Raw genomic sequence first — 11200 nt, forward strand, 5'->3', positions numbered from 1 at the left:
GGATGGAGCAGATACGCGAGATTGCTTCATCCGGAAGATCCGTCCAGCAAGGCAGGCCCAGTTGAGCCGCAACAAGCGTCTCGGTGACCGGCAGTGGTACTCTGGGGAAATGTTCGAACGCTTCGTGCCGATGCAGGCCGCCACCCCACCATCGACGAACACCAATTCCTGCTCGCGTCAGCGCCTTGAGCGCCCTTTCCATCGAATCCGACGGCAGGCCAATGGTAACTGTGGAGGATATCCAACGTTCGCCGAATCCATCCTGCACTTTCAACCCGGAAGCCGAATCAAGCGAGCGGCAATAGCCTCTGGCAACACGCTGGTAGGCGGCACGTGTCAGTGACCACCCGTCCAGTGCGGCGAGGCCGACGGCAGCGCTGTACTCATTGAGCTTGCCATTCAACGCCGGCGATACCGCCTCGCGCGAATTTGCAAACCCAAAATTCGCCCTCTTCACAATTTCGTCGATCAGGGCGCCGTCATCGGACGCAATGAAGCAACCTTCGCCAACGCCGAGTGCCTTGGTGGCATGCAGGCTGACGACTGCTGGAACCCGCGATGGCGTCAGCGAGTCGAAGGCCGCGGCCGCGTCGATTGCAACGGCAAGACCGGTATCGCTCTTGAATCGATCCCAGTTCGCGGCATCCATCGGGCCACCGAACGGCATAACCGGCATGACGGCACCGACCTTGCCAGGAGCCTGACTGAGGAGTTGCATCGCCGCATCTGGCAACAATTGCTGGGTGTCGAGGTCGACATCGACAAGCCAGGGAACGAGGCCTGCGAGCACCGCCGCATGCGCGCTGGCGGCGAAGGTCCAGGACGGCATCATGCAGAGATTGCCCTTCGCTGGTTTCTGCGCCATCAGCGCCAGCGCCAATCCCAGCGTTGCGTTTGCCAGGCACACGACATGACCCACGGCGATCCGTGCCCTGAGGGCTTCCTGGAGGCGCTGATTTAGCGGACCGTTGTTGCTGTACCAGCGGTTCGCGTCGATCTCGCGAAGATAAGGCAGGATGTCGTCCGCCGTTGGCAGGCGCGGGCGCGCGACCGGGACGTCAGGCGTCGGATCGGGATCAGCGTCCCATAATTTGCTCGTCATGAAGCTTTACGGCCGTCGGAAATCTTGAGGTAGATATCTTCATTGGCGGGCAATGGCTGCAGGGTTTCGGGCCGGCTGCTGCCGATCTGGAACCCGATGCCGGTCTGCGAGATGGTGTAGAGATGCCAATGTTCGGCGCAAAGCATTGCGAAACTGGCGAACGGTATCGCTTCCCGACCACAAAGGCGACGGTTGCGGCGCCAATGCCTGATATAGGCACCACCAAGCGCTATCGCGCGTCGCTTGACGAGGAGAGTTCTGGCAAGACGGGCGACCATCAGGGCAGCGCCGGCCATTTCCGCGAACCGATCTATCCCAGAGCGCTTTCGTCCAATCACACTGGCCTGGGATGCCCGGCTGCGACGGAAGTCCGGTGATCCCGCGAAGCCATTCAGCAGGCGCTCAAAATAGGCGTTCGGCTCGTAGAGACGCCGCACCAACCTGTCGTAACCGGCTTTAAGAGCTTCGCGTGTCATGTTCTTGGGATGAAAGCTGACATGAGGGTCGCTGAGATCCAGCCGCCCTTCGGCCTTCAGCCGATCGTAGAGCGGCGTCGTCGGAATCGGGCACAGGATGGCCACCGATACCAGCGCAATACCGCTTTGCTGAATGAACTCGAACTGCTCGTCGAAGATCGTCTCATCATCGGCGTCGAAGCCGACGATGAAGCCTGCCTGAATCACCAGACCCTTGTCGCGGATGCGTTGCAATTTTTGCAGCATGGAATCGCCGCGGACGTTTTGAACCTTCCTGGTTTCGGCCAATGAGGAGGCGCGGGGCGATTCGATCCCGACAAAGACCTGGCGGAAATTGGCCAATCGCATCAGGTCAAGCATTTCCTCATCGTCGCCCAGATTGATGCTGGCTTCCGTGGAGAAGATCAGCGGATAGTTGTTCGCACGCTGCCATTCGATCAGAGTGCGCAACAGTTCCTTGGCCTTCGCCTTGTTGCCGATAAAATTGTCGTCGACCAGAAAGCAGGTGCTGAATCCCGCCTTCACGATCGCCTCGAACTCGAGGACCATTTGCGCCGGCGACTTGAGGCGGGGGCGGCGACCGAAGATGGTTATGATGTCGCAGAATTCGCACAGGAAAGGACACCCCCGCGAGAACTGCAGCGATGCCACCATGTAGCGTCCCGATTTCAGAAGGTCGTATCGCGGGGTCGGGACTGTCTCCATGTCCGTTTTGGCGTCTTGCTCGTACCGCCGTTGGACCGCCTCGCCTTGGGCGAAAGCCGTCAGGAAGTGCGGCCACGTCTCCTCGGCTTCGCCGATGAACCGCACGTCACAGCGTTCGGCGAATTCCGATTCCGATACGGAGACGTAGGGGCCGCCGACCACCGTGGTAACGGGTAGGCCACGGAGCCGTTCAAGGATTTCGAACATGCGGTCACGCTGCACGATCATGCCGGTCACGCCAACGATGTCGAAGTCGCCGATGAGGTCGAAATCGATGTCCTCGACGTTCTCGTCGACCAGGACGACATCGCAATGCTGCGGGGCGAGGGCCGCTAGGGCTGGCAGGGAGCCCGTCACGATCCAACTGCGTTTGTTGCCGGGTAGAACGGACAGAATTTCGTCGCGGGTCCAGATGCAAGGCTGGAAGCGCGGGTTGATGAGACAAACCTGAATCCGGCGCGGCGAAGGGAGGTGCGAACTGTGCATCATGTTGAGTCGATCTTACCGGAGATACTGGGGGCAGCGTTTCGCATGGTTGATGGCGTGGTATACAGGGCCACGTCGGACGTATACGGCAATTCCGTGAGATATTACAATTGACTGATATTAAGCCGTACAGCGCGCTTGTTGCGCACTATGAGGCATGTTTGGCGCGCCACGGAGACACCCCTCAAGGAGTCGACTGGCCGGATGCTGCGGGCGCGGCGACCCGTTATCGCATCATGATGGAGGTGGTGCGTGAGCGCGAACCGGTCGACCTGCTGGACTTTGGCTGCGGCGCCGGCCATTTCCTCGATTATCTGCGCCAATCCGATCGCGAGGTGCGATATCGTGGCCTCGATCTGTCGGCGCGGTTTGTCGACCTATGCCGGCGTAAATATCCCGGCGTGGCCTTTGATTGCGTGGACGTGATGGAGCCCGGCGCGGCTGTGCCCGAGGCGGATTACATCGTCATGAACGGTGTTTTCACGGAGCGCTGCGGTGTCGACTATGAGACGATGTTCGAAGCTGTGACGGGATTGCTGAGGACGGTGTTCCCGCATGCGCGCAAAGGGATTGCCTTTAACCTGATGTCGAAACACGTGGACTGGGAGCGCGAAGACCTTTTTCACGTGCCCTATGATCGGATCAGCCGCTTCGTCATTGGTCAATTGTCGCGTCATCATCTCATTCGCGCCGACTACGGACTCTACGAATACACCGTTTACGTCTACAAGGCTGCCGCTTAGCCGGACGATCAGCGGGACACCGGCTTGCGGATCAAGGTTACCAGGGGGCAGAGGCGCGGGGGCGGCATGGCGGACGTGGTTATTTTCGGGGCAGGGCAGATCGCCGAAGTGGGCAAGGCCTATCTCGACAGGTTTGGCGAGGATCGCGTCGTCGGTTTTACCGTCGACGAAGGCTTCCTTACACAAACCGAGTTCAAGGGCCTTCCCGTGGTCGCCTGGGAAAGGCTTGAGGAGCGTTTCCCGCCGGAAACCGTCAAGCTGCTCGGTCCGCTCAGCTACCAGAACCTCAACGAGTTCCGCCGTGATCGGCATAGGCAGGGCAAGGCGCGTGGATACGGCTTTACCCGCTTTATCCACCCCTCGACGCACAATATGGCGGAGACTGTTGGCGACAACTGCTTTATCCTTGAAAATTGTACGCTCCAGCCGTTTGCACGCGTTGGTGAGGGGGTCATCATCTGGAGCGGCAGCCATGTCGGTCATCACTCCGTACTCGAGGATTTCTGCTTCTTGTCCTCACAGGTGGGCCTGGCGAGCGGCGTCCACATCGGCTCGTGCAGCCTGATCGGCGGTCAGGTCGGCATCGACAACGGCGTCACGATTGGGGCGGGAAGCTATGTCGAGTCCCGGTGCATGATTCGGCGCGATGTGCCGCCCGACAGCGTGGTGCGCCATCCCTCGGACTTGCCGAAGCCCTATTCCAGCGCTCGCATCAGGTCCATGAAGTTCCGTTGATGCCCGACCATCCGAGGAAATGGACCCGGCAGGGATTGCTGATGCCGGTAAAGGCCGGGCACGGCTGGTGGGCCAGTCACGCCCAGGCCCCGACCGTCCTTGCCCTTTCGCCTCGGCTTTGGCGCATCTATTTTGCCGGACGCAATAGGGATAACCTGTCATCCATTCTGGCCGTCGATGTCGACCCGCAAGACGGCATGCGTGTGTTGGACGGGTATCTCGATCCGCTCCTGGAATGGAGCCCGCCCGGGAGTTTCGATTGCTCTGGGCTGGGGCCGTCTTGTGCGCTGATGATCGGCGGGCGCGTGCATCTCTACTATTCCGGTATCTATCCCCGTGTCGACGTCCGCTCCCAGACAGCGATCGGGCTCGCTGTCAGTGATGATGGGCTGCGTTTCGAGAGAGCATTTGCCGGGCCGATCCGCAGCATCGGCCCGGCTGATCCCTATTTCGTTTCGACGCCCTTTGTCAGTGCGGTCGAGGGCGGCTATCGCATGTGGTACACCAGCGGTACCGGCTGGACCGAGACCAAGGGTATGCTGGAACCGGACTACGTCCTTCGCACCTGTTTTTCACCAGATGGCATGCTGTGGGAAACGGGTTCGAGCGTCGTCCTGTGCGACGATCTTGGTCACGGAATCAGTCAGACGCGCCCCTGGATCACGAACGAGGCTGGTGGCATGCGGCTGTGGTACAGCCGCCGCGGGCGGGACTTTCGCGCCGGCGGCAAAGAAGCGTACCGACTGTTTTCTCGCCGCATGGACGCCGGGAAGGGAACCGTCGGCGAAGCGGAGCCTGTGATCTTCAGCAATCCGCCGGCCGCCGGCGAATTCGATAGCTCGATGCAGGCCTATTGCTGTGTCATGCAGCGCCCCTCCGGTGACGTGATGTTCTACAATGGCAACGGGTTTGGCGAATCCGGCATCGGCTGGGCAACCCGCGATTTGACTTGAGCAGACCCCAATGACTTTCGAATTTCGCATCCCGATCCTGCCTGGACAGGAGTTTTTTTCAAACGTCAAACTGGCTGCTTTGTCGCTCGCCAGTCTCGGCGGCCCCTATGCCACCGCCCCCATCTTGGTCTCCGTCGGGGGGCATGCCGATTTCAGTGAAATCACTGCCGTCAATCGATGGTCATCGGCCTACCCGGTGACTTGGCGTCCCGTGCCTCACGCTGTCAGCGATCGAGGCTTTTCCTCGGGCTTCGACCGTTATGCCGAACCGCCGAGCGGCGATGTCATCATCCTTGTCGATGCCGATGCCTGCCTGATGCGGCCTATCGACGGCCTTCTGCAAAGCATGCGCGACGCCGACCGTCCTACCGTGGCCGGGCTGCCGGCGCATTTCTCACCATTCTCGAGAAATGGCGCGGAAAATGACGCGGCGTGGCGCCGACTTCTGGGGGCATTCGGCTTCGGCGACGCGCCCCTGAACTTCCGATATTCCCAGTCGCCGGATGAAGCGTTCGGTGGCTGCCCGCCCTATTTCAACTATGGTTTCGTCGCCTTCAACAAGATGGCATTCACCGCTATTCAGCCTTTGATCCGCCCGCTGACGGCGCGGGTATTGGATTATTTGAAGGATACGCCCTCCATCTTCTTTTCCGCCCAGATCGCGCTGTCATTGGCGATCCTGACGGTTGGAGCCGATCCTTTGCCGCTTGGGCCGGAATACAACTGCCCGAACTCGGACGAGATGCTGGCGCATGGGCTGCACGACGCGGCTGATATCAGGGTGCTGCATTATCTTCGCCGCGAACAGTTCGACCGTCACAGCTTCCTGTGCAACCGCGATGAATTCGACGCCTTCTGCAACACGTCATTCGCATCGCTGGTTCTGCAGGCTTTCCAGCGGCACGTTCGAAGCCTGCCTAACCTCTTCTACGGCGAAGGCGAAACATAGTGGCGGGCAAGCTCACCATTGCTGTCATGCAGCCATACTTCTTCCCCTATGCGGGTTATTTCCGCCTCATGGCCGCGAGCGACATCTTCGTTGTCTTCGACGATGTCCAGTTTACGCGCCGGGGCAGGGTGCACCGCTGCGAAATGACACCGGGACACTGGCTGACATTGCCCCTTGCGCCGATGCCTTTCGACGCGCTGATAAAGGACCTGCGCTGGGCGAACGATGCCCGAACCACCTTGGACAAGCGGCTGGCTGTTTTCGGCCTGCCAGGCCAGGTGCGAACGCCAGCGGCGGAGCAGATCAACCGTCACCTGACCGGATCGCTTGGTGACGTGACGGATTTTCTTGAGGAAGGTCTTCGGCTGGCGGCCGATGCGCTTCAGCTCAGGCCGGATGTCGTGCGCAGCTCCCGCCTCGGCATCGATCCTGCCTTGCGTGCGCAAGCCCGCGTGATCGCCGTCGTTCAGGCACTTGGCGGCCAGCGCTACATCAATGCTCCGGGCGGCCGGAGCCTCTATTCGCGTGACGCCTTTCAGCAAGCAGGCATAGATCTTCGATTTCTCGTGCCCTATGCGGGAAGGTTCCCGCACATCTTGCCTGCCTTGTTGGGCAACGGCCTCGCTGACCTTCGCGATGATATCCAAAAGACGTGCCTGCTGGCCCCGTGATCGTTTGCCGATCACTTGGCGGCTATTTCAGGTTTGACCCAGTCAGACCTTGGCGACGATTCGCATGAAGGCCGGCATGTCGTCGCCGAAGCCAACGGTGGTGTCGTTATCTTCCTGGTGGCGATGGCGGGCAGGGCGGCTGTTGTCTCGCTGCGGCCTGGTGTCACCACGCTCTGGTGCGCGCTGTTCGTTGCGATCGGAGGATTTCCGTTCGGTGTTTTCCGAACGGATCGCCTCTTTGCGCGCGCGCCGCTCGCTGATATCGGCGACGGCCGTCTGAGCCACATCGGGCTGTTCTTGCTCTGCGACCACGCTCGAGGCGTCTTCCTCGCCGTGTCTGGCACGGCGTTCGCCGCCCTTCTTGCGCTCGCCCCTGACCTTGCGATCCTCGTCCTTGCGGCCGGCCCGGCGCGGCGCGCCTTTGCCACGGCGCGGAGCGTCGTCCTCACCGCCTTCGCTAGCCACGACCGTCGACAGGTCACCGTCATGCCATTCGATCTTGTTGCCGATCAGCCGTTCGATGGCGTCGATGTATTTGGTGTCGGACTTGGTCGCGATGGTGAAGGACTTGCCGGAGCGACCGGCACGGCCGGTACGACCGATGCGGTGGACATAGTCCTCGGCATGGATCGGTACATCGTAGTTAAAGACATGGCTGACATCGGGGATGTCGAGGCCGCGCGCGGCGACGTCCGATGCCACGAGGTAGCGCAACTTGCCATCACGGAAATTGGCCAGCATCTGCATGCGGGCGCGCTGGTCCATGTCGCCATGCAAGGCGCCGGCATCGAAATCATGCTTCAGCAGTGAGCGGAACAGCTCCGACACTTCGACCTTGCGGTTGCAGAAGATGATGGCGTTCTTCAACTCAGCGTCTTCGGCCTTCATGAGGTTGCGCAAGGTCTCGCGCTTGTCCCAAGGCTTCGAGCCTGATTTTACCAGCCGCTGGGTGATGTTGGTGGCGGCCGACGCGGCCTTCGAAACTTCGACACGCACGGGCGCGTGCAGAAACTTTTCCGTCAGCTTGGTGATTTCCGGCGGCATCGTCGCCGAGAAGAACAGCGTCTGCCGGGTGAACGGGATCATCTCGCAGATGCGCTCGATGTCGGGAATGAAGCCCATGTCGAGCATCCGGTCGGCCTCGTCGATGACCAGGATCTCGACGCCGTTGAGTAGAAGCTTGCCGCGCTCGCGATGGTCGAGCAGGCGGCCGGGAGTCGCGATCAGCACGTCCGCGCCGCGCTCCAGCTTCTTGTCCTGCTCGTCGAACGACACGCCGCCGATCAGAAGCGCGATGTTGAGCTTGTGGTTCTTGCCGTATTTGACGAAGTTTTCCTCGACCTGCGCGGCAAGCTCACGCGTCGGTTCGAGAATCAGCGTGCGCGGCATGCGGGCGCGGGCGCGGCCCTTTTCCAGCCGGGTCAGCATCGGCAGCACGAACGAGGCTGTCTTGCCGGTGCCGGTCTGGGCTATGCCCAGCACGTCCTTGCCGAGCAAGGCGTGCGGGATGGCGCCGGCCTGGATCGGTGTCGGCTGCGTGTAGCCGGCATCGGTAACTGCGGAAAGCACCTTCGGCGACAGGCCGAGGTCTGAAAAGGTCAACGCTTCTTGAGCGATCGTGGTGTCTGAGGACAAGTGTTGTTGTCTTTGGCTGGTTCGGGGAGGCGCAACGTTGTTCGTCGCGGCAAGCGCCACGCGCTTGCAAGATTGGCATTGCGATTAGGCGCAAGTCCGCGATTTGTCAACAGAAACGGGCGGGATTGGCGCGATTGTGAAGCTGTAGCCTTAATCACGATGCTTAATCCGGCCGCTTGTCTCTGTGTCGGCTCAGTAACGGAACTGCTCGGCCAGTATGCGCTCGTTCCAGGAATGATTGGGGTCGAACAGCAAGGTTGCAGTCGCTGCCGGTGACTCCCGGACCGTTACCGAGGTCACCGCCTTGACCTCCGTATGGTCCGCGGCGGCGTTTACCGGCCGCTTTTCCGGCTCCAGGATATCGAAGCGCACGGTCGCCTTGTTGGAGAGCAATGCGCCACGCCAGCGGCGCGGGCGAAACGGGCTGACCGGCGTCAGTGCCAGGAGCGGCGCGTCGAGCGGCAGGATCGGGCCATGCGCTGAAAGATTGTAGGCGGTGGATCCGGCCGGCGTGGCGATCATGACGCCATCGCAGCTGAGTTCCTCGAGCCGTATCTGGTCATCGACGCTGATGCGGATCTTGGCCGTCTGGTACGATTGGCGCCACAGCGCGACCTCGTTGATCGCCAGCGCCGAAACGGTCTCGCCTTCCGAGGTGACCGCCAGCATTTCCAGCGGCCGGATGGTTTCAGCGACCGCGGCAGCGATGCGTTCGGTGAGCCCCCCGGACCGGTACTCATTCATCAGGAACCCGATGGTGCCGCGGTTCATGCCGTAGACCTTCTTTCCCGTTCCCATCGTGTCGCGCAAGGTCTGCAGCAGGAAGCCGTCGCCGCCCAGGGCCACCACAACCGCGGCCTCGGCTACAGAACACTGGCCATAGCGCCCCGACAGACTTGCCAGCGCCGCCTTGGCGTCGGCTGTGTCGGACGAGACGAAGGCGATGCTGTTGGCGGCTGTGCTCATGGCTCCCCGATCGCGACCGATTGGCGGCGGCAGGTCTGGCCGCGCCCGCGCCGGGGTAGCACGGGGCGGGCAGGTCTGCAAAGAGAGCCATGCGCCGGCACGCCGGGCGTGCCGCCACGGCATCATCCGAACCTGCGGATCGCGCTTCATGACAGGGGCACGCGCGAATGTGATGGTTAAGGCGGAGCTTAAAGTCTCGTAAAGGCTGATCTATCATGTTAGCCGGCATGAATGGCGTGGGGGCGCCCGCAGCATCGCCGTATCCTTCGGGATGCCAGAGGACGCTGCGGCAGTTTTGATTTGTGCGCATGCCTCCTCCGGAGACACGCACCAGCCAGACGAGGCCGACATATTGCCGGTAGCACGCCTGATCATCGTCTTTGTCATGCTGGGTAGCTTCGCCCTGGTCTTCGCTGAGCTTGTGCGCCAGTCGGAAAATATGAGCATGAGACCACTGCCGACAGCGTCGCGCTGCGGCGATGCCGCCGGAACGCCTTGCCCGCAACGGGCACTGTAGACCGCCGGAATACGCCACTCGTCTGCAGACGCCGCCGACGCTCGGCCCACCCCGAGCGACAGTTTCCATGCTTGGGCGACCGCAGCCCGGGCTGGCGCAAGTTTGATCGTTGCAATTGCGGCATCGACAGAAGCACTGGTAGACGTGTCATAGCCGCATAGGATGCTGTTCCCGTCGTTCCGGGAGACAGGCGTCGCGGCGCATTGACCGGACGTGTTCTGAAGGGGAGTTCGCATGCCGCGCAGCGTGTTGGTCTCTGGTGGCTGCGGCTTTCTTGGCTCCCATCTTGTCGATCGCCTGCTGCGGCGCGAGGATGTGGAAACGCTGGTCGTCGTCGACAATCTGTGGACCGGATCGCGCGACAACATTGCCCATGTCTCGGACCAGCGGCTCAGCCTGCGGATCGCCGATGCGGAAAGCTTCACGACCAGCCAGCATTTCGATGAGATCATCCATCTGGCGTCACCGGCTTCGCCCGTATGGTACATGCGCGAGCCGGCGCGCACGATCAAAGCCAACATAGGCGGCGCGCTCAATCTTCTGTCGCTGCTCAGGCCCGGCGGCCGCTTCTGCTTCGCCTCGACCTCGGAGGTCTATGGCGATCCCCTGATGTCGCCGCAACCGGAGAGCTACCGGGGGTCCGTGGACTGCACCGGGCCACGGGCCTCCTATGACGAGAGCAAGCGCTGCACCGAGGCGCTGCTTTTCGAAGAGCAACGCGTCAGCGGGCTCGATGTGCGCGTGGTCAGGCTGTTCAACACCTATGGTCCACGAACGCGCATCGATGACGGCCGCGCCGTTTCGAATTTTGTCTGCCAGGCCCTGACCACGGGAATCCTGACGGTCCATGGCGACGGCTCCCAATCGCGCAGTTGGGGGTATGTGGACGATATCGTCGACGGCCTGGAACGTTTCTTTTGGCGTGACAGCATCTCGCACCGAGCTCCCCTGAACATCGGCAACAATCGCGAGGTATCCGTTCTCGAGATCGCGAAATTCGTCTGTTCGCTTGTTGCGGGCAGCCGCATCGAACATCGTGCGCCAATCGCGCAGGATCCGACAAACCGCTGCCCGGACTTGACGCTGGCAAGGCAAATTCTTCCCGGATGGGAGGCGACGACAAGCTACCAGGAAGGGATCCGGCGCACCTTCGAGTGGTACCGGCGACGGATTGTGACTGGGGACAGATCGGCGGCAAGCGCCTGAACAGCCACTTGGCCAACCGAGGCAATGTCTGCGAAAAGATATTGACTGTATAGTTA

At 61.4% G+C, this 11200-nt stretch carries 10 protein-coding genes; 6 read left to right on the top strand and 4 right to left on the bottom strand.

Annotation, left to right across the window (positions count from 1 at the left end; genetic code table 11):
- Together C1D09_RS12535 and C1D09_RS12540 are read right to left on the bottom strand one after the other, a co-directional pair.
- The coding region (locus tag C1D09_RS12535) for a DegT/DnrJ/EryC1/StrS family aminotransferase (RefSeq protein ID WP_143974635.1) at window positions 1-1102 on the bottom strand (1102 nt) is incomplete at its 3' end.
- The gene (locus tag C1D09_RS12540; protein WP_246135726.1) at window positions 1099-2772 is read right to left on the bottom strand and encodes a B12-binding domain-containing radical SAM protein; all 1674 of its coding nucleotides are present in this window, start codon (window positions 2770-2772) and stop codon (window positions 1099-1101) included. The genes C1D09_RS12535 and C1D09_RS12540, both read right to left, overlap by 4 nt.
- A gap of 107 nt (window positions 2773-2879) precedes the next feature.
- Between C1D09_RS12540 and C1D09_RS12545 the strand changes: the two genes are divergently transcribed.
- The 5 genes from C1D09_RS12545 to C1D09_RS12565 all read left to right on the top strand — a co-directional run bounded on the left by C1D09_RS12545 (window position 2880) and on the right by C1D09_RS12565 (window position 6820).
- Window positions 2880-3512, top strand: a complete 633-nt coding sequence (locus tag C1D09_RS12545; protein ID WP_208760375.1) for a class I SAM-dependent methyltransferase — start codon at window positions 2880-2882, stop codon at window positions 3510-3512.
- A 66-nt stretch (window positions 3513-3578) separates the two neighbouring features.
- Window positions 3579-4247 carry an acetyltransferase gene (locus C1D09_RS12550; protein ID WP_143974636.1) on the top strand — a complete coding sequence of 223 codons (669 nt, stop codon included), beginning with the start codon at window positions 3579-3581 and terminating at the stop codon, window positions 4245-4247.
- A complete protein-coding gene (locus C1D09_RS12555; protein ID WP_143974637.1) occupies window positions 4247-5200 on the top strand; it encodes a glycoside hydrolase family 32 protein in 954 nt (317 codons plus the stop codon). Before C1D09_RS12550 ends, C1D09_RS12555 begins: the two co-directional genes overlap by 1 nt.
- 79 nt (window positions 5201-5279) lie before the next feature.
- Window positions 5280-6149, top strand: a complete 870-nt coding sequence (locus tag C1D09_RS12560) for a hypothetical protein (protein ID WP_167514583.1) — start codon at window positions 5280-5282, stop codon at window positions 6147-6149.
- Window positions 6149-6820, top strand: coding sequence for a WbqC family protein (locus C1D09_RS12565; RefSeq protein ID WP_143974639.1), 672 nt, complete (start codon window positions 6149-6151; stop codon window positions 6818-6820). Before C1D09_RS12560 ends, C1D09_RS12565 begins: the two co-directional genes overlap by 1 nt.
- Window positions 6821-6862: 42 nt before the next feature.
- On the opposite strand, the gene C1D09_RS12570 is transcribed toward C1D09_RS12565, so the two are convergent.
- Window positions 6863-8455 (bottom strand): DEAD/DEAH box helicase, encoded by a 1593-nt coding sequence (locus tag C1D09_RS12570; protein ID WP_167514584.1) that lies wholly within the window; start codon window positions 8453-8455, stop codon window positions 6863-6865.
- 192 nt (window positions 8456-8647) lie between these two features.
- Entirely contained in the window at window positions 8648-9421 is a 774-nt protein-coding gene (locus tag C1D09_RS12575; RefSeq protein ID WP_143974641.1) for an NAD kinase, read from the bottom strand.
- Window positions 9422-10172: 751 nt separating this feature from the next.
- Here C1D09_RS12575 and C1D09_RS12585 point away from each other — a divergent pair.
- A complete protein-coding gene (locus tag C1D09_RS12585) occupies window positions 10173-11144 on the top strand; it encodes an NAD-dependent epimerase/dehydratase family protein (RefSeq protein WP_143974642.1) in 972 nt (323 codons plus the stop codon).
- Window positions 11145-11200 lie beyond the last annotated feature (56 nt).

The sequence above is a fragment of the Mesorhizobium intechi genome (genome assembly GCF_002879535.1).
GTDB classification, from domain to species: domain Bacteria; phylum Pseudomonadota; class Alphaproteobacteria; order Rhizobiales; family Rhizobiaceae; genus Mesorhizobium; species Mesorhizobium intechi.